The 17,392-nt window shown below is 56.4% G+C and carries 18 protein-coding genes and 2 pseudogenes; 8 read left to right on the top strand and 12 right to left on the bottom strand.

What is annotated here, in order from left to right; all coding sequences use genetic code 11:
* Nucleotides 1-34: 34 nt before the first annotated feature.
* Nucleotides 35-1,180 carry a sterol desaturase family protein gene (locus ACWKWM_RS15015; RefSeq protein ID WP_483846882.1) on the bottom strand — a complete coding sequence of 382 codons (1,146 nt, stop codon included), beginning with the start codon at nt 1,178-1,180 and terminating at the stop codon, nt 35-37.
* A 363-nt stretch (nt 1,181-1,543) separates the two neighbouring features.
* Between ACWKWM_RS15015 and ACWKWM_RS15020 the strand changes: the two genes are divergently transcribed.
* The 4 genes from ACWKWM_RS15020 (at nt 1,544) to gcvH (ending at nt 5,962) form a co-directional block, all read left to right on the top strand.
* Entirely contained in the window at nt 1,544-2,545 is a 1,002-nt protein-coding gene (locus ACWKWM_RS15020; protein WP_483846883.1) for an extracellular solute-binding protein, read from the top strand.
* Between the two features lie 132 nt (nt 2,546-2,677).
* Nucleotides 2,678-4,294 (top strand): ABC transporter permease, encoded by a 1,617-nt coding sequence (locus ACWKWM_RS15025; protein ID WP_483846884.1) that lies wholly within the window; start codon nt 2,678-2,680, stop codon nt 4,292-4,294.
* Nucleotides 4,295-4,449: 155 nt separating this feature from the next.
* Nucleotides 4,450-5,532 carry a glycine cleavage system aminomethyltransferase GcvT gene (gene gcvT / locus ACWKWM_RS15030; RefSeq protein ID WP_483846885.1) on the top strand — a complete coding sequence of 361 codons (1,083 nt, stop codon included), beginning with the start codon at nt 4,450-4,452 and terminating at the stop codon, nt 5,530-5,532.
* Between the two features lie 46 nt (nt 5,533-5,578).
* On the top strand, nt 5,579-5,962 hold the full coding sequence (gene gcvH / locus ACWKWM_RS15035; protein WP_483846886.1) for a glycine cleavage system protein GcvH: 384 nt from the start codon (nt 5,579-5,581) through the stop codon (nt 5,960-5,962).
* Between the two features lie 281 nt (nt 5,963-6,243).
* On the opposite strand, the gene ACWKWM_RS15040 is transcribed toward gcvH, so the two are convergent.
* From ACWKWM_RS15040 to ACWKWM_RS15055, 4 genes and pseudogenes are all read right to left on the bottom strand, one after another.
* On the bottom strand, nt 6,244-6,561 hold the full coding sequence (locus ACWKWM_RS15040; protein WP_483846887.1) for a DUF2388 domain-containing protein: 318 nt from the start codon (nt 6,559-6,561) through the stop codon (nt 6,244-6,246).
* A gap of 76 nt (nt 6,562-6,637) precedes the next feature.
* Nucleotides 6,638-7,099 carry a YaiI/YqxD family protein gene (locus ACWKWM_RS15045; RefSeq protein ID WP_483846888.1) on the bottom strand — a complete coding sequence of 154 codons (462 nt, stop codon included), beginning with the start codon at nt 7,097-7,099 and terminating at the stop codon, nt 6,638-6,640.
* 123 nt (nt 7,100-7,222) lie between these two features.
* A complete protein-coding gene (gene tagQ / locus ACWKWM_RS15050) occupies nt 7,223-8,152 on the bottom strand; it encodes a type VI secretion system-associated lipoprotein TagQ (RefSeq protein WP_483846889.1) in 930 nt (309 codons plus the stop codon).
* Between the two features lie 81 nt (nt 8,153-8,233).
* A pseudogene (locus ACWKWM_RS15055) lies at nt 8,234-8,431 on the bottom strand (type VI secretion protein); the annotation flags it as partial.
* Nucleotides 8,432-8,435: 4 nt separating this feature from the next.
* Here ACWKWM_RS15055 and tssI point away from each other — a divergent pair.
* Nucleotides 8,436-9,446 (top strand): annotated as a pseudogene (tssI, locus tag ACWKWM_RS15060) (type VI secretion system tip protein TssI/VgrG); the annotation flags it as partial.
* Nucleotides 9,447-9,488: 42 nt separating this feature from the next.
* Here the strand turns inward: tssI and ACWKWM_RS15065 are convergent.
* From ACWKWM_RS15065 to ACWKWM_RS15090, 6 genes are all read right to left on the bottom strand, one after another.
* Nucleotides 9,489-9,884: a DUF6911 family protein gene (locus ACWKWM_RS15065; protein WP_483846890.1), complete on the bottom strand. Its 396-nt coding sequence runs from the start codon at nt 9,882-9,884 to the stop codon at nt 9,489-9,491.
* Between the two features lie 87 nt (nt 9,885-9,971).
* The gene (locus ACWKWM_RS15070; protein WP_483846891.1) at nt 9,972-10,247 is read right to left on the bottom strand and encodes a hypothetical protein; all 276 of its coding nucleotides are present in this window, start codon (nt 10,245-10,247) and stop codon (nt 9,972-9,974) included.
* Nucleotides 10,248-10,305: 58 nt separating this feature from the next.
* Nucleotides 10,306-10,692, bottom strand: a complete 387-nt coding sequence (locus tag ACWKWM_RS15075) for a DUF6911 family protein (protein ID WP_483846892.1) — start codon at nt 10,690-10,692, stop codon at nt 10,306-10,308.
* 85 nt (nt 10,693-10,777) lie between these two features.
* Entirely contained in the window at nt 10,778-11,311 is a 534-nt protein-coding gene (locus tag ACWKWM_RS15080) for a hypothetical protein (RefSeq protein ID WP_483846893.1), read from the bottom strand.
* On the bottom strand, nt 11,308-12,603 hold the full coding sequence (locus ACWKWM_RS15085) for a PAAR domain-containing protein (protein WP_483846894.1): 1,296 nt from the start codon (nt 12,601-12,603) through the stop codon (nt 11,308-11,310). The genes ACWKWM_RS15080 and ACWKWM_RS15085 overlap by 4 nt, the downstream gene beginning before the upstream one ends.
* 33 nt (nt 12,604-12,636) lie before the next feature.
* Complete coding sequence (locus ACWKWM_RS15090; protein ID WP_483846895.1) at nt 12,637-13,074, bottom strand: DcrB-related protein; 438 nt, start codon at nt 13,072-13,074, stop codon at nt 12,637-12,639.
* 275 nt (nt 13,075-13,349) lie between these two features.
* On the opposite strand from ACWKWM_RS15090, the gene ACWKWM_RS15095 reads away from it, so the two are divergent.
* The 3 genes from ACWKWM_RS15095 to ACWKWM_RS15105 all read left to right on the top strand — a co-directional run bounded on the left by ACWKWM_RS15095 (nt 13,350) and on the right by ACWKWM_RS15105 (nt 15,936).
* On the top strand, nt 13,350-14,045 hold the full coding sequence (locus ACWKWM_RS15095) for a sulfotransferase family 2 domain-containing protein (protein WP_483846896.1): 696 nt from the start codon (nt 13,350-13,352) through the stop codon (nt 14,043-14,045).
* Nucleotides 14,038-14,697 carry an adenylyl-sulfate kinase gene (gene cysC / locus ACWKWM_RS15100; protein WP_483846897.1) on the top strand — a complete coding sequence of 220 codons (660 nt, stop codon included), beginning with the start codon at nt 14,038-14,040 and terminating at the stop codon, nt 14,695-14,697. Before ACWKWM_RS15095 ends, cysC begins: the two co-directional genes overlap by 8 nt.
* A 108-nt stretch (nt 14,698-14,805) precedes the next feature.
* The gene (locus ACWKWM_RS15105) at nt 14,806-15,936 is read left to right on the top strand and encodes a mechanosensitive ion channel family protein (protein ID WP_483846898.1); all 1,131 of its coding nucleotides are present in this window, start codon (nt 14,806-14,808) and stop codon (nt 15,934-15,936) included.
* 36 nt (nt 15,937-15,972) lie between these two features.
* On the opposite strand, the gene ACWKWM_RS15110 is transcribed toward ACWKWM_RS15105, so the two are convergent.
* Nucleotides 15,973-17,301: an OprD family porin gene (locus ACWKWM_RS15110; RefSeq protein ID WP_483846939.1), complete on the bottom strand. Its 1,329-nt coding sequence runs from the start codon at nt 17,299-17,301 to the stop codon at nt 15,973-15,975.
* Between the last annotated feature and the right edge of the window lie 91 nt (nt 17,302-17,392).

The raw sequence follows: 17,392 nt of genomic DNA on the forward strand, positions 1-17,392 counted from the left end.
ACGTTTTAGGCAAACTGGATCGGTAGTGCGGTTATCAATCTGCCCTCTTCGATACAGGCTTGTGTAGTGGGTAAAGGTGCTGGCGCAAAATGCCTTTTGGGAGAGGTTTGCCAAACACTCCGTACTTAACAGGCCATTCCTTTGCCGGTAATTTGAAGGTGCCAAATAACATGTCCACCAGAGGCAAGTGAATGGCGTAATTTTTGTAAATGTAGTCCGGGTGACGGGCATGGTGCCAATGATGGTAACGAGGAAGTACCAGCACGTAGTCCAACCAACCTCCACTAATTCGTACATTTGCGTGAGCAAGTACAGCCTGAACGCCTACCAGAATCACGTAGGCATTTAACGCTTGAGGCGCAAAGCCCAGCAGCATCAATGGCACCATTACGCCGGTGCGGGTAAGCAGAATTTCGACTAAATGCACGCGCGATCCGGCCAACCAGTCCATTGCCGTACTCGAATGGTGAACCGCATGCACGCGCCATAGCAAAGGTACTCGGTGGTACAAACGATGAATCCAGTACTGCCCTAGATCTGCTACCAACACAGCAAGAAGAAACTGCAGCAGTAATGGCAGACGCTGAACGGTTTCCTGGAAGCCGGGGGATACAGCCCAGCCAGCGACAGACTCAGAAAATCCCGTGATAAAAATCAGTATGAATTGCACCAACATGTGGCTGACAAAAAAATACGCCAGATCAGTCCGCCACTGTGGCCGCAAAATATTCTGCTCAAGGTCCTTGGCGTAAAGTTTCTCAAGAGGGATGAATACAATTGCCGAGACGAGCAGCGCTAATACAAACCAATCTAACCCTAGGGAATAGGGCGTTTCGCCGATGGCATTAACTTGTATGTTTGTCCCTCCCATAAAAACGGCCAGACCGGAGGCAAAAATTCCGACGCCTCCAAGGCGTTTATGCTGGTTTAGAAATACGCTTAACGTGCCTAAGCTGAACGAAACGACCAGTCCAAGTAATAGTAGTGTCCTTGCAAACTGTTCATTGTAAACATTGCGTAGTTCACTGGTGGTCAGCCATTCCGGAAGCAGAAAGCAAAAGACTGCCAGCAGGCTAAGTAGTCCCAAGGCTGCAGAAATACCGCCACTGATGCGCCCTGCCGCAAAACTAAATGGCTTGGCTGGACCCGCACCGAACGTTTTCCGTGGTTGCTTAAGCAAGTTTGAAACTCCCTAACCCGTTTCTTATAGGGCGGGTGTTGATTCCATCCGCGCCCATGGCCTCGCAGAATTCTAGAATCTCGCAGGCGGGGGAATAGGAAGCCCCGATGCGTCACGTAGGATCTATCCGAGTATTGGGTGCGGCCCGTAAGCCCTTTTAGATAGACATGACCTTGTTCGCGAGGCGCCGGTATTGGAGAGATGCGTGGGCCGTATCGCCAACAAGTTGGCTCCTACAGAGGCAGGCCTCACAAACGTCGGGCCGCCCGCAACATCTCGTAACGCCTCCAACCCGAGTTCGGTTGAGATGCCAAATGTGATTCACTACCATTTCGCCTCAATTCGCAATTACGAGACTTCACCATGCAGGCGAGCAAGCGTTTACTGGCTGTTCTGGCACTGACCGTGCTCGGCAGCACCGCCCAAGCCGCAGACGAAGTAGTCGTCTATTCATCACGTATCGATGAACTGATCAAACCGGTCTTTGATGCGTACACCGCCAAGACTGGCGTGAAGATCAAATTCATTACCGACAAGGAAGCCCCGCTGATGCAGCGCATCAAGGCCGAGGGCGAAAACGCCACCGCCGACCTGCTGCTGACCGTGGATGCCGGCAACCTGTGGCAAGCCGAGCAAATGGGCATTCTTCAGCCTTTCACTTCGGCGATCATCGACGAAAATATTCCCTCGCAATATCGTTCCTCCACTCACAGCTGGACCGGTTTGAGTTTGCGCGCGCGAACCATCGCCTATTCGACCGACCGCGTTAAGCCCGCCGAACTGACCACGTACGAAGCCCTGGCAGACAAACAATGGGAAGGCCGCTTGTGCCTGCGTACAGCCAAAAAGGTCTATAACCAGTCGCTGACCGCCACGCTGATCGAGACCCACGGTGCCGAGGCGTCCGAGAAGATTTTGAAGGGCTGGGTCAACAACCTGTCTACCGACGTGTTTTCCGATGACATCGCGGTATTAGAGGCAATCAACGCCGGGCAATGTGACGTTGGCATCGTCAATACCTACTACTTCGGCCGTCTGCACAAACAGAATCCGGATCTTGCAGTGCGCTTGTTCTGGCCGAATCAGTCGGACCGCGGCGTGCACGTCAACCTGTCGGGTATCGGACTGACCAAATATGCGCCGCACCCCGACGCCGCAAAAGCGTTGGGAGAGTGGATGACAGGCCCGGACGCGCAGAAAATCTTTGCCGGGACCAATCAGGAGTTCCCGGCCAACCCAAAGGTGGCACCGTCGGAAGAAGTAGCGAGCTGGGGCGAATTCAAGGCCGACACCATACCGGTTGAAGTCGCCGGCAAGCGGCAGGCCGAGGCGATTCGTATGATGGATCGGGTGGGTTGGAACTGATCGAAAAACACTGAAATACCTGTAGGAGCTGCCGAAGGCTGCGATGCGGATCGCCTGACACACCGCTTCGCAGCCTTCGGCGGCTCGTCAGCTCCTACAGGCATAGCCACCTAGTCAACTGAGCTTCTTCCCTTGGCCCATCCCGCCCAGCGCCGCTGGTACCCTCTGGTTTTCACCATCGCCGCGCTGGTGCTGTTGCCTCTCAGTGTCTTGCTGTTTTCATGGCAAACCATCGATCACGAAATCTGGTCGCACCTGTGGGAAACCCAGATGCCGCGCCTGCTGGGCAACACCCTGACGCTAGTCATGGGCGTCGGGGTAGGCGTGACTTTGCTCGGCGTCAGCCTGGCCTGGCTGACCAGTCTGTGCGAATTCCCCGGCCGGCGCTGGCTCGACTGGGCTTTGATGCTGCCGTTCGCTATTCCCGCTTATGTGCTGGCGTTCGTATTCGTTGGGCTGCTTGATTTCGCAGGCCCCGTTCAAACCCTGCTGCGCGAATGGTTTGGCTCCGGACTGCGACTGCCCCGGGTGCGATCCACGGGCGGCGTGATCATCGTGCTGGTGCTGGTCTTCTACCCGTACGTTTATCTGTTGGCACGCACGGCGTTTCTCGCCCAAGGCAAAGGCTTGATGGAGGCTGCACGCATGCTCGGACAAACGCCCTGGCAGGCCTTCTGGCGAGTCGCGTTACCGATGGCGCGCCCTGCAATCGGCGCTGGCGTAGCGCTGGCGCTGATGGAGACCCTGGCTGATTTCGGCGCAGTGGCGGTGTTCAATTTCGACACCTTCACCACGGCCATTTACAAAACCTGGTACGGCTTTTTCAGCCTCTCGACCGCCGCCCAACTGGCCAGTTTGCTGTTGCTGGCCGTGATGCTGGTGCTGTACGGCGAACATCGCGCCCGTGGCGCAAGCCGTCCAACCAATGAACGGCCAAGAGTTAAAGCGCTATATCACCTGCGCGGGATGAAGGCTTTTGCCGCAACCTTTTGGTGTGGACTGGTGTTCATCTGCGCCTTCGCCGTCCCAATGCTGCAGCTGATCGTGTGGGTATGGCAGCGCGGCCGCTTCGATCTGGATGAGCGCTACACCGGGCTGATATTGCACACGCTTTATCTGGGTGCAATTGCGGCGTTGATCACGGTCAGCGTGGCGCTGATCCTGGTGTTTGCCCGCAGGCTGGCACCGACCCAAGGCATCCGCACGGGCGTCAGTCTGGCGAACGTCGGCTACGCGTTGCCAGGCTCTGTGCTGGCGGTGTCGATCATGCTGGCGTTCAGTTATCTGGATCGCGAACTGGTGGTGCCGCTTTCGGGCTGGCTGGGCGGAGCAGGCAAACCGCTGCTGCTCGGTAGTCTCGCGGCGTTGGTGCTCGCCTATCTGGTGCGCTTCATCGCGGTGGCTTACGGACCGCTGGAAAGCAGTCTGGCGCGTATTCGACCTTCGCTGCCGCAGGCGGCGCGCAGCCTTGGGGTCAGCGGGCCGAGATTGTTTTTCACGGTGTATCTGCCGTTGTTGATGCCCGGCGCCCTCAGCGCTGCGCTGCTGGTATTCGTCGATGTACTCAAAGAAATGCCTGCCACCCTGCTCATGCGTCCGTTTGGATGGGACACCCTGGCCGTCCGGATTTTTGAAATGACCAGCGAAGGCGAGTGGGCAAGAGCTGCGTTACCCGCACTCACCTTGGTGCTTGTCGGATTACTCCCAGTGATTGGCTTAATCAGACGTTCGGCCAGACCGATCGGCTAGGTGCGGGGTCACAACCTTGCGGCTACAATGCGCCGCAATCGGTGCGGTCTGTCAGACGTTTCGGCATGCTTACAACAGCGGTATACCCCATTTCACGGGGGGAATGCCCTCGTTTTGACCGTGCGCACCTTCGCCACGCCCGGAAGGAGAAACCCATGGGACAGCGCACACCGCTCTTTGACCTGCACCTCGCCCTGGGCGCGAAGCTGGTCGATTTTGGTGGTTGGGATATGCCGTTGCACTACGGTTCACAGGTCGAAGAGCACCATCAGGTGCGCAAGGACTGTGGCATTTTTGACGTGTCGCACATGCGCGTCATCGACGTTTCCGGCAGTCAGGCAAAGGCTTGGCTGCAATACCTGTTGGCCAATGACGTCGACAGGCTCAAGCAGTCAGGCCGCGCGTTATACAGCGCCATGCTCGACGCCGATGGCGGGATCATCGACGACATGATCGTCTACCTCACCGACAGCGGTTATCGCCTGGTGGTCAATGCGGCCACCGGCGCCAAGGATCTGGCCTGGATGCAAGCGCATCTGGACGATTTCGACGTGCAGCTCAATCAACGTTCAGAACTGGCCATGCTGGCGATTCAGGGCCCGCATGCGCGTCATAAAATCGCTGAGCTGGTCACCCAGGCGCGAGCCGAACTCATTCATCAGCTCAAGCCGTTCGAAGGCCGCGCCCAAGGCGACTGGTTCATCGCGCGCACGGGCTATACCGGAGAAGACGGGCTCGAGATCATTCTTCCCGCCGAGCAGGCCCCCGGTTTCTTTAATGACATGGTCGGTGCCGGCATTTCACCCATCGGCTTGGGCGCGCGCGATACCCTGCGACTGGAGGCTGGCATGAACCTGTATGGCCAGGATATCGATGAGCAGGTATCGCCTTTGGTCTCCAATATCGGCTGGACTGTCGCATGGCAACCTGCGGACCGGAACTTCATCGGCCGAGCCGCGCTGGAAGCCGAAAAGACGCAAGGCGTGACGTCGAAACTGGTGGGATTAGTGCTGGAAGAGCGCGGCGTTTTGCGCGCGCATCAGGTTGTCCGGATAGCGGAAGTTGGCGAAGGAGAGATCACCAGTGGTAGTTTCTCTCCTACGCTAAGCAAGTCGATTGCCTTGGCACGTGTTCCAATGGCCACCGCCGACCGCGCCGAGGTGGAAATTCGCGGCAAGTGGTACCCGGTTCGGGTGGTGCAGCCAACGTTCGTGCGTCACGGCAAGGCCCTAATTTAAACTCCCTGGCGGGTTTCTCCGCTGACTTGATGTAGAGGATAACTAAATGAGCGATATTCCCGCCGAACTGCGTTTCGCCGAAAGCCACGAATGGGCGAAAAAGGAAGGTGATCTGATCGTTGTGGGTATCTCCGACCACGCTCAGGAAGCGTTGGGTGATGTGGTATTCGTTGATTTGCCGGACGTCGGCAAGGTGTTCACCGCAGGCGATACCGCTGGCGTGGTTGAATCAGTGAAGGCCGCTTCCGACATCTACTCGCCAGTAGGCGGCGAAGTGGTTGAAGTGAACAAAGCGCTGGTCGACTCCCCGGAAGATCTGAACAACACGCCGTACGAATCGTGGATCTTCAAAGTCAAGCCAAGCGCTGCCGATGCTGATCTGGCGAAGTTGCTGGATGCTGCGGCTTACAAATCGGCAATCGGCGAGTAAGTCACGGGGTCCTGAATAATTTGTAGGAGCTGACGAGCAGCGCGAGGCTGCGATGCGGTGTACCAGATGCACCGCGATCGCAGCCTCGCGCTGCTCCTACAAAGTGATGTGTGCGCCGCACAATGCCGGGCACACAAACCCTGTAGGAGCGAACTTGTTCGCGAAGCGTTCTGACTGACACACCTTATCAGCCGCATCGCCAACAAGTTGGCTCTTACAGAGGCCAGATAAAAAAATGCCGCTCAAGTGAGCGGCATTTTTGTTTCTGCAAAACGGGGCTTTTACTGCTCAGCCACCAGGTTCTTCGCCAGAATCGCGTTCGCCAGATCCATATCCGAAGCCTTCAGCCCAGGATTGTCGTTACGAACTTGCTCCATCGCAGCCTCCAGGAATGGGCCCCGGATCGCGCCATTGCTGGCGACATAGCTACCGGCATCATCTTGTGCTGCGACAATCAGTTTGTGGTGCCTGAAGGTCAGGTAGGTCGACCCGGTAGTGGCGCCTGAAGAGAGCACATCGCGCAAAAAGCCGTCAGCCATGGCTGAACCGACCGGAAGGGAGAGCAAAGCCAACGTGGCAACAGCAAGTTTAAGACGCATGACGGGGTTACTCCGACTTTGGATGTTCTGAAACGGTTTGATACGTAAAGGCGGTGTCTAGTTCCGTAGTGGCCAATCAGCCATGAAACTCTCGCACCAACCGCGTCAGAATCCGATCCAGAGCATTGGCAAACGCCTGCTTCTCGCGATCGCCGTAGGTGCCCTGCCCGCCGCCCACTTGTCCTTGCTCGCGCAGGTCAGTGAACAGATTACGTACCGCCAGCCGATCACCCATGTTCCGCGCGTCAAACTCCTTACCACGAGGGTCCAGCGCCGCGACGCCCTTCTTTACCAGGCGATCGGCCAGCGGCACATCGCTGCAGATCACCAGCTCGCCCGGCACGGCGTGTTCCACCAGATAATCGTCCGCCGCGTCGGGGCCGCTGGGCACCACGATCAATTTGACGATCGCGTAAGTCGGTTTGACCTGACTCTGCCCCGCCACCAGCACCACTTCGAATTGCCGCTTCAAAGCGAACTTGATGACTTGATCCTTGGCCGCCTTGGGGCAGGCGTCGGCATCGATCCAGACGCGCATGGGTGTTCTCCGCTGTCACTGCTCACATCGCGCCATCAAAGCAGCGATCCGAGGGGATAAACAGCGCAGGATACCGGTTTTCACAACCGGCACCTGAGCGATCAGCCCTTAGACGAGGGAGTATCAGACATTCGGGCAAGGCACCGGCGCCCAATCACCCAGATCTGCGTTGTTGCACATGCTGATGACTTGGGACTGCCCAGTGGCCGCCACCTGCTGACCGGCCGCTTGCCTGGCAGTGGCCTCCTGCAGCGTTTTTTCAGTGGCAACTGCTTCTTTCGGCACGTTCGGCAGCTTCTTTTTGGCCGGGACTTTTTTGCGGGGGGATGCCTTGACCACCGGCGCCGGACTGACAGCGGCAACGGTCACCACATCGGCGCGGGTTACGCCCACGGTCTGCAGGTCTTTTTCGTAGGCTTGGGTGTAATTGTTCAGGTCTTCATTGGCGCGGCCGTTGACTGCGACGATCAGATCATTGGACTCCTTCAACCCGGCAACGATTTCGGCCAGGCGTTTACGGCCCTCGATATCGTTCAAGGTGTTGGCCTTGCGCGCCAGAATCAGGCCGGCGAACTGGGTCTGGTAGCACGCTTGCGAGGCCTTGGCGTAGGCGGTGCTGCGGTCGATGTCAGCTGCGTTTTTACTGACGTCGGTGGCGTAGGACCCGATGCGCTCTTTGTCGTCAGCAATCTGCTTTTGCTTTTCGGTGTAATACCCGACAGCACCTCCGGCCAACGCGCCACCTGCTGCGCCGATCGCTGCATTGCGCGCGCGGTGTTCGCCACTGCCAGTCAGCGCGCCGACCAACGCGCCACCAACGGCGCCAATGGCCGCGCCGCCCGCAACGGACTTAGTAACGTCAGCGCTGGAGTCGCGCAAATACTGCACCGGCTCGTAGCAGGTTGGGTAGTACTCAACCTGAGTGGTTGCGCCGACTTTGGACACCGGCGAGGTGGCGCATCCACCGATCATCACAGCGCCAAATCCGGCAATGGCCAGCGATAGCGCGCGGACGTTGGCAGTGCGCACGAAGGTTTTACAAACTGACTGCATGTTGATGCTCTCTTCTCTGGTTTTCACGCCGGTACGACAAATCGCCGCCCGGACTTCCTTTACGCTCGCGGGACGCGCCGGTCAGGGCTGACTGGCCGCCGCGAGCAATTGCTTCAATGTCGTGGCCGGGTCTGCCCGCTTCTTCTGGCGATAGTCCCCGACGTGACGAACGAACAGCGTCGCGCGTGCCATCAGGCTATTGCCCAGCACCGGTTTGCGACTGAGTGCTTGCCTGACCTGCTGAAACTGCGCCTGAATCACCGCATCGGTGTAACGGGTGACCCGTCACGATCAAAACCGCGAGTATTTGATCGTCAGAACGGGCTACGTCGTCCGGCAGGAAGGTCTGGAAAGCGGTGGCGGTTCAGCCGGGGCGCAATTCACCAGCAACCTGACGTGCATCGACGCGCAGCAAAGCTTTCGCCCACAACCCAGCACCCGACGCCCCTTCGTCCAAGGCCCGCAAACCGCGCGGGTGGTCGGCCCTGAGGGCGAGGAAATCTGGACTGATCAGTTTGGCCGGGTGAAGGTGCATTTCTTCTGGGACCGCCACGATAAGTCGAACGAAAACAGCTCCTGCTGGATTCGCGTATCCCAGGCCTGGGCGGGGAAAAACTGGGGCTCGATGCACATTCCGCGCATCGGCCAGGAAGTCATCGTCAGCTTCCTCGAAGGCGATCCGGATCGACCGATTATCACCGGCCGCGTGTACAACGCCGAACAAACCGTCCCGTACAAGCTCCCCGCCAACGCCACGCAAAGCGGCACCAAAAGCCGATCCAGCAAAGACGCTACGCCAGAGAACTTCAACGAGATTCGCATGGAGGACAAAAAAGGCGCGGAGCAGCTGTATATCCACGCCGAGCGTAATCAGGACATCGTGGTCGAGGTGGATGAAACCCACTCAGTGGGGCATGACCGGGATCGCAGCGTTGGGAACGATGAGCTTGTGACTGTCGGACGAGACCGAACGCGCGCGGTTCGAGCCAATGACACGCTGCAAGTAGGCGGCAGCAAGACCGACAGCATCAGCGCCAACTATCTGATCGAAGCCGGCTCGCAAATCCGTTTGGTGTGCGGCAAGAGCGTGCTGGAGTTCAATGCCAACGGCGCGATCAATATTTCCGGGACGTCATTCACGGTATTCGCGAGTGATACCGGAGTGATTGAGACCGGTAATCGATTGGATATCAACGGGAAGATCGCGGGCGAAGTGGATGCCAAGGGGCAGGGGGTAAAGGGGGCGATTGAAGGGCGGGTTGAGGCGTTTTTTGGGGAGAAGCCTGAGTCGTAATGGCAGTTGCTACCGGGGAAGTTGAGGCCAGTAAGGCTGACCTCAACTTAGCCAATGGCGGGACACATCCCCGATCTCGAAGAACTCCTTGAACAGCATCACAACCAGATCGAAGTCGTCGGTAAGCATTCGGGAGTCCCAATAGTCTCCAAGGACCTCCACCATCTGAGCGGTTGCCGTTGGGTTATCGTAAGCCCTGACATCCAGGTCGTCGCCTACATCTTCGAGCAAGGTAATCAAATAAGTATTGTTATCCGACTCCAAAAATATACTGATCGGGCCGGGTTCAGGTGGGTTGATTAAATCCAGGCATAGTGTGCCGGCTGTCATTTGGATGCATTTGAGCGGCCATATTACGTCCACCCAATCTTCGAAGTAACCCCTGCCGCCTGACCACACGCCTTGGATCAGCACTTTCCCTGAAATGAGCATTTTCATCTTAATAGAGTCCATTCTAGCAACACCCTAAGCTAAGTCTTGACCGACTCTTGCAGCTAGTCGGGGGAGCAGGCGTTACACCTAGTGCTACCAAATTTTCTCAGCAACAGTAAAAGCTGGACCCAATTCCTTGCGCAGGCATTCGGCGAGTCGATGCCCTTCAACTCTAAACTTCCTTTCCAACTCCTCACTTTTGAATCCGGAGTCCTGCGGCGATTCCATGTTCAGCGTTTCATCATATAGACGGGCCCACTCACTCAATCTGTGCTTTAGCTCGTCAGAGAGGGGAAGATCTGCTGGGTTGATGTCCCGATATTGGCCAGTGGTCATGTCCCAAAGCGGATGGCATTCGTAGTCTGCCATTAGCTGAATTGCTGTCGGCTTGCGACGCATTTCAGTGGTTGCCGAGAAACGGATCACATCAATTCAACCATTGGCGGGGAACGTCGCCCGTTTCAAAAAATTCTTTAAACATCATCACCACCAACCCGAAGTCCTCCGTTGAGCGGGCATCCCAAGAGTTTCCCAAAATATCTATCATTTCGGTCGTTGCTATCGGATTAGTGAAAATTCTGACATCGGAAGCGTCCTCTGTAGCTTCTAGCAGTGTAACCAGATATTTTTCGTTTTCGGAAGTCAACCCTATGCTCATCGGACCAAACTCTGGCTCATCAATGAAACTTAGCTCTACAGTCCCCGGTATCAGCTCACAAATACTCAGCCGCTGCAGCACTTCTTCCCAAATTTGGACATGGCAGTTTTCACCTGACCAGACGCCATCAATATAAGTGGCCCACGATAAATGCATTCTCTATGCTCTTACTACTCTATCTAAATGGTGATCAGCCAGACTACTGTTATGGCCGACCCTTCGTATCACCAGAAAAGAGATTTCAAGGATCTGAAGGGACAAAGTCCGGGCCACCAAGCTTGTCCCTGACGCCTATCGCCGTGCGCATCAACGGGTCCCACATGCCATGCTTACTATTCCAAGCGACACCGGCCCATCGCGTATCGACACTTAGATCTGCCTTATTTTCTTCAAGTTTTTGCTTTAGCAATGAGACCACTTCACTCAGGTCAACTTCGAAAAGTTCGGCATACATACCTTGGGGCTGAGCGTATTTTTTTGCGACGCAATACCTGTAATACCAGACCCAATCAGAGGCTGCATAGATCGCTCGATTTTGATCTGGATAGGTGGAAAGGACAGCGATCAAAGCGGAAACAAAACGAGAAGGGAATGAACTGTCGCGGCTGTCTAACCAGTACTGCAAAACCAGCTGATTGAACGCTGCGATCACATTCTGAGGCTCATCGTTATCATTCTTTGCCTCCTGAAAATAAAAAGGCTCTCCAACGATGAATTTGTCCAACTCGTCGTTTGCCAGTGCCAATAGCAAGACATTGTCTAAATTTCTGCTCATTTAATCCGTACCACGTCATAAGTAGAATTTAAAAGATCGATATCGTTAGCGTGAATGATTGGGACATTATCCAATACAGCTTCTCGCATAGCGCCTGGATTAGTTAGACCGCCAGGACGCCATAGAGGGTTTACACCCCCTTCATTTCCAGAGGGCATGACCACGGTAGGCTTCTCCAGCGTCAGCATGTAAATTTCCATACCATTGAGAAAGTTTGGCTCATAGCCCAATGCCGACTCAATTACGGACAGGTCCCCGGTTTTTCTGTACATGTTGACCACGGCATGCAGATCAGATTTTGCCATCAAAAACTTCCTCGGGTTAAATTCAGAGTACCTCGAGTTTCCCAAGTCATCCGCGGTAAACAGAAAACCGCCACCCTCCTCCTCAAAAGCTTTCAGATGTTCATCAATGTATCGCTTTTCCAAATAGCTTTCAGGCGGAGGTCTTTCCCCCTTCGGAATAGCAAGGATGTCGGCTTCTGTCATTCCGGGTTTGTAGCGTGGAGCAAATGGGGTTTCGACCGTGCGGACTCTACTCAGCTTTGCCCCAACCCCCAACAACGCCAGCCCGGCGACGCCCTGAAGCAGATCCCTACATCCCGGCCCTAACCGATCATCCAAATCCCCGAGCAGCGCCATCCCTGCCATTGCCGCAGCACCAACAACCACCGCAGTAGCAAGCACTGCCGCGCCCGCCATCGCTGCCAACACCAACCCGGCCCCTGCAGCCAAAAGACCCAGCGCCTCGAAACCGGTGTGCATCCAGCCCTGGATATCGAGGACGAAGGTCACTGAAATCGTTGGCCCACCAATAAACGTGTCCGGGCTGCCGCTTTTGATGTGGGCGCCGCACACCATTTTGCTGCCCAGGCGCGCCGCGGGTTTGCCATTGATGTAGACCGTCGCGCTGCCTTCAGCGATGACGACCGGGAATGGCCAAAACGGATGACTCAATGGCAGACCGTTGCATGACGATGCGATGTCGTCGCCAGCACGCATGGCCGGACGCCCGTTGATGTAGACGCCATTGCTGCCTTTTGCCAGAACGCCGGTCGTGGGCTCGGGTAGCTCAAAGAGTTGAAACAACCCGCTCACAACCTGAAACGTCGACAAGCCGCCGGCAGCGATCGATCCACCCATGATCGCGAGGGCGACGCCACCTGTGGCAACGGTGGCCGCCACGACAGCTGCGCCAATCAGTGCGCCAGCCACAGCTCCGCCGATCATGGCGACGACGCCAAAGCCGTGAGCGATTTCATCGCCTAAGCGTGCGGCAGGTTCTAAGTCCATTTAACGGGCATCTTCCTTAGATGACTGAATGCCTTAAACGCCAGCGTGCTTGAGTGGTTTGAAGCTCTGCATGACCTGCTTCCAAGTGGCTTCGTGATGGACGAGGTCATCAGGCGTGGTCGTCAGCGTCGCGATCAGCACTGCCGGTTGGTACTCGATGAGCATTTGTCGAAGCATCAATTCGCGACCGTCCCTCTGCCATGTGTAATCAAGCAACGAGGCGGCATGCCCATGCAGCGTGAAATCCCAATGTTTGATCAGCTTGTAATTGGGAAGCTGCTGTTCTGCGCTTATCAACTGCGCGGCGACGTACTCCTGAAATGGCGTATCGCCCTGGCCGGGGTCGCGACTGATAACGAAGCTCGCCTCCTTGGCCTGGTCAACGGCGGGCAACTTGAAGATGTTGATACTTTGATCCTGCCAGGTATCGGGGATTTCCAGATCTGCTTCTTGAAGGCGATAGGCGCTCATGTCGATAGTCATTCCCCGCATCAAACAATTAACCAGAGACATGAAGTTATCTAATGCTGACGCTTCGTATATTTCAAAAGTCCGCTCAAGAAACCTGAAAATTCTCAGATACCTGTATGTATCAGCCTACAACGGAGGTAACAACTTAAATACATTCACTCTACAAACCCGAACAACTAACACCCAACGTAAATTATATGAAAATTTCTCCCACTCATTATTATCCCCGCTGTAGCCTCACGCTCTGATCCATACAACGCTACAGGCCACTTCCCATGAATCACCTGCTATGGAAGCTATTTCCCAGGCAACACCGCGAGCTTTTGCTTGAGCGGTTGTCCGTCGTTGATCGACAGGTTGTAAACAAGACGCTGTCGCGCAAGCCCCGGTTTCCGGAGGTTTTCGATCAGTTCGAGTGCATTTTCATTCATGTGCCCAAGTGCGCAGGCAGCAGTGTCGCGACGTCATTGTTCGGCAGTACGCCTACGGGGCATTTGCCGTTGTACTGGTATGAAAAGCAATTCAAAGAGCGTTTCGACGAATACTTCAAGTTTGGTTTTGTACGTGACCCGTTACATCGCGCTCTATCGGCTTATCGCTACTTGCTGCAAAACCCGCAGCCGCGAGATAGAGCGGCGTACGAACTGGTAAGTCGCTATTCGCGCTTCGATACGTTCATTGATGGCTGGTTGCACGGGGATAATATTTGCAAGCAGATACATTTCGCGCCGCAACATCATTTTCTGCAGAACTCGATGGGGCAAATAGCCGTGGATTTCATCGGCCGTCAGGAGCACTTGGAAGCAGACTTCGCAATGTTGTGCGAGCAACTGGGTGTCAGTGCACAGCTCAATCACTTGAATCGGTCACCCGGCTCAAACCACCAGACAACAGCGATATGCTCCGCCGCCTCGCGCAAACGCATCCGGGAAGTCTATGCCCGTGACTATGAGTTGTTCGTTTATGACTGACTACATAACTGACACCCGGCCTTTGATCATCGCGCCGGAGCTGAGCGTGGATCAGGCGCAACGGCAGGCGATGAAACAGCAACGGGCGTGCTGCATCTGGCTAACCGGTTTGTCCGGCGCGGGCAAATCCACACTGGGCAATCAGCTGGATCAGACGCTGCAAGCCCACGGCCTGCACAGCTACTTGCTCGATGGCGACCGGGTGCGCAACGGCTTGTGTCAGGACTTGGGCATGAGCGATCTGGATCGCCGTGAAAACGTGCGGCGCATCGGCGAGGTCGCCAGACTGATGGTGGACGCGGGACTGATTGTCATCGTTTCGGCGATTTCGCCGTTCCGAGCGGATCGGGATATCTGCCGAGCGCATTTCGCACCCAATGATTTCATTGAAGTGCACGTGAGCACGCCGTTGTCCGAATGCATGCGCCGCGACGCCAAAGGCCTGTATCGCGCAGTGCGTGAGGGCCGAATACATAATTTCACTGGTATCGACAGCCCCTATGAGGCGCCGCTCAATCCGGAGTTTGTGATCGACACCAGCACAGGCGACAACAGCGAGCTGATTGATCAACTGATGTTGATGCAACTGGAAGCGAGTTCGCAACGCACGTTTTATCAGCCGTTCAACGAATCGAGGTCGCTCAGCCGCTGAGGTTCAAACACGTCTACGCTGGGGTTTGCAGCTCGGTTGGGGAACGATTGCGCTGTTTGCAGGCTCACAACCCTTGTCTTTGAACCGTCTTCCCTCGCGAGCATCCCTATGGAACACGTAATCCCGGACGCCTGGCTGGACGTCTTGCCATTGCCTTGGCTGAGCACTTTGATCGTCGCGGCCGTGGCGATCTGTTTCTCGTTGCTGATTCGCTGGATAGCGCTGGCATTGCTCAGGCGCGTCTCGAAGTCGTTCATTTTTGCCCAACAACTGATCTTTCGTGGCGCACCGCCCACGCTGTGGCTGATCCCGTTGTTGGCGCTGCAAACCGTGTGGACCTCGGCGCCAGACGACCTGATGCTCATCAACACCGTGCGCCACGTAAACGGCATGTTGGTGGTGGGCTGCTTCACCTGGCTGGCGTTGCGCTGCGTGAAAGCGATAGGCGAAGCAGTCGCCATCCGTAACCCGCTGGACATCGAAGACAACCTGCAGGCGCGGCGTATTCAGACGCAGGTTCGGGTGCTGGTGCGTTGTTTGAACGTATTGGTTCTGCTGTTCGGCATGGGGCTGATCTTGATGAGTTTCCCACCGGTCAGGCAGATCGGCACCAGCCTGCTGGCCTCTGCCGGGCTTGCGGGACTGGCGGCGGGTTTTGCCGCAAAACCGGTGCTAGGGAATTTGATTGCGGGACTGCAGATCGCGATTTCCCAACCGATCCGGCTGGACGACGTAGTGATCGTCGAGGGCGAATGGGGCCGTATCGAAGAGATCAGCGGCACTTACGTCGTGGTGAAAATCTGGGATGAGCGGCGGATGGTGATTCCGTTGCAGTACTTCATCGAGAAGCCGTTTCAGAACTGGACGCGCAGCACATCGAGCCTGATTGGCTCGGTGTTTTTGTGGGTGGATTACGCGCTGCCGCTCGAGGAATTGCGAGAGGAAACGGAACGCATCTGCAAGGACATTCCGCATCTGTGGGACGGGCGCGTGTGCGTGTTGCAGGTGACCGACACCACCGACAAGGCCATGCAATTGAGGGTGTTGTTGAGTTCGGCGGACTCCTCACGAAGCTGGGATGCGCGCTGCCACATGCGTGAGCGGCTGATCAGCTACATCGCCAAACAGTACCCGCAGTGCTTGCCGATATTGCGGGCAGAAATGTCGTCACGCACGCTTCAGCCAGAGCGTGACGGGCATGAGACGCCCACCGAGATCCCGCGCCAACCCCCGGTCTGAAAAGTACGCGGCGAAATTTTTCGCCGCATTCCGCCCTTAGAATTTGCCGCCCAATGGATACTCGATGGCCAAGCGCAGTTGGTCGGCGTCGAGTTCGGCCTGCGCTTTGTTGCCCCTATGCACAGCATGGCGCAGCGTGATCGCGAGCTTTTTCGCAGGCCCTGACTGCACGATGTATTTGGCTTGCAGATCGCGCTCCCAATGCTTGCCGTCCTTGCCGTAGCCCAACCAGCTATAACCGCCGCGTGGGTCCATGTGGGTGCCATCGATCCCGCTGCCGCGTACATACAGCGCGGAAAAGGTCAGCCCCGGCAAGCCGTAATTGACCATGTTCAGGTCGTAACGCCCCATCCACGAGGCTTCCTGCGGTCCGTTAAAGTCAGACAGCGCGACAGCGTTACTGAGGAAGATCGCGCCCCGGGTGACGTAGTCGTAGGGCGTGTCGCCATCAATTTTCTGATAACCGACGCCGAAACTATGCGCGTCGTAGCGATAGGTCGTCAGAAAGCTCCAGCTGGTGTTGTCGATCTGGCCGGACAAGGCTTTGCCGGTGTCCTGGGTGCGATACAAATTGAGGTCGAAGCTCAGGTCCTGGTGGTCGTTGAAAACCTGGGTGTAAACCGCGCCCACATATTGCTGACGCCAGGTGTCTTCGTACTCGGCGCTGAACAGGCTCGCCGTTAGCCCCTTGAACGCGTTGGTACGAACGCCCACCAGATCAAAACTGTCACCCTGCTTGCCATTGGAGTAATTGACCACGAAGCCACGATCATGGCTGCTGGCGTTGCGGTCAGTGCTCTCGTTGAAATGCCCACCGTAGAACGTCGTCGCGGGCACTTCCTTGCTGGTCAGCAACCAGCCAGTAGCGGTCTCAGGCAACAATCGGCTGTCGGAGGAGCCGAACACCGGCGTCTTCACCCGTTGCTCGCCATAGCGCAGTTCGGTGGACGACACACGCAGCTTCATGGCCGCGCCGCCACGGCTGAATTCATCTTTGGGATGGCCGTCGTTATCGATCCCCAGCAATCGCGCTTTGCCCGCTCGCCCGCCTCCGGTGTCCAGCTGACGACCGATATAGGTGTGGGCATCGAAACCAAATCCGACCGTACCCTGGGTAAAGCCGGAGCTGAAATCGCCCATCAGGCCGTAAGCCCACTCTTCAGCCAAGTCACTGCGTTCAGCGCGTGGTTTGTAGGCATTGCGCGCGCCGTTGCTCAGCGAACCGTGCTCGTAGTCGCGACGGTCATACAGGCTGCGGTTCAGCACGTTCCACTGGCTGTCTTCGACGAAGCCCTTTGCGTTGTCCTGCTCCGACGCGAAGGCGAGCAGAGACTGCCCTCCTAGCGCCATCAGGAAGGCGTGCATGGAAATAGTCTTCACGTAGTGCTCCTGAAAATCTTGCGTCCCGCCTCAGCAGCGCCCAAACATTCGGCGCACTACTGATGCAAGGTCATGG

This window comes from Pseudomonas rosaeacicularis, from assembly GCF_057128745.1.

Coding starts and splice junctions, on each gene's coding strand:
- ACWKWM_RS15020 (WP_483846883.1), top strand. CDS start 1,544: ATGCAGGCGAGCAAGCGTTTACTGGCTGTTCTGGCACTGACCGTGCTC.
- ACWKWM_RS15085 (WP_483846894.1), bottom strand. CDS start 12,603: ATGGACTTAGAACCTGCCGCACGCTTAGGCGATGAAATCGCTCACGGC.
- ACWKWM_RS15045 (WP_483846888.1), bottom strand. CDS start 7,099: ATGCGCGTCTGGATCGATGCCGACGCCTGCCCCAAGGCGGCCAAGGAT.
- cysC (WP_483846897.1), top strand. CDS start 14,038: ATGACTGACTACATAACTGACACCCGGCCTTTGATCATCGCGCCGGAG.
- ACWKWM_RS15105 (WP_483846898.1), top strand. CDS start 14,806: ATGGAACACGTAATCCCGGACGCCTGGCTGGACGTCTTGCCATTGCCT.
- ACWKWM_RS15095 (WP_483846896.1), top strand. CDS start 13,350: ATGAATCACCTGCTATGGAAGCTATTTCCCAGGCAACACCGCGAGCTT.
- ACWKWM_RS15090 (WP_483846895.1), bottom strand. CDS start 13,074: ATGAGCGCCTATCGCCTTCAAGAAGCAGATCTGGAAATCCCCGATACC.
- ACWKWM_RS15110 (WP_483846939.1), bottom strand. CDS start 17,301: ATGCACGCCTTCCTGATGGCGCTAGGAGGGCAGTCTCTGCTCGCCTTC.
- gcvT (WP_483846885.1), top strand. CDS start 4,450: ATGGGACAGCGCACACCGCTCTTTGACCTGCACCTCGCCCTGGGCGCG.
- ACWKWM_RS15070 (WP_483846891.1), bottom strand. CDS start 10,247: ATGGCAGACTACGAATGCCATCCGCTTTGGGACATGACCACTGGCCAA.
- ACWKWM_RS15075 (WP_483846892.1), bottom strand. CDS start 10,692: ATGCATTTATCGTGGGCCACTTATATTGATGGCGTCTGGTCAGGTGAA.
- ACWKWM_RS15080 (WP_483846893.1), bottom strand. CDS start 11,311: ATGAGCAGAAATTTAGACAATGTCTTGCTATTGGCACTGGCAAACGAC.
- gcvH (WP_483846886.1), top strand. CDS start 5,579: ATGAGCGATATTCCCGCCGAACTGCGTTTCGCCGAAAGCCACGAATGG.
- tagQ (WP_483846889.1), bottom strand. CDS start 8,152: ATGCAGTCAGTTTGTAAAACCTTCGTGCGCACTGCCAACGTCCGCGCG.
- ACWKWM_RS15065 (WP_483846890.1), bottom strand. CDS start 9,884: ATGAAAATGCTCATTTCAGGGAAAGTGCTGATCCAAGGCGTGTGGTCA.
- ACWKWM_RS15040 (WP_483846887.1), bottom strand. CDS start 6,561: ATGCGTCTTAAACTTGCTGTTGCCACGTTGGCTTTGCTCTCCCTTCCG.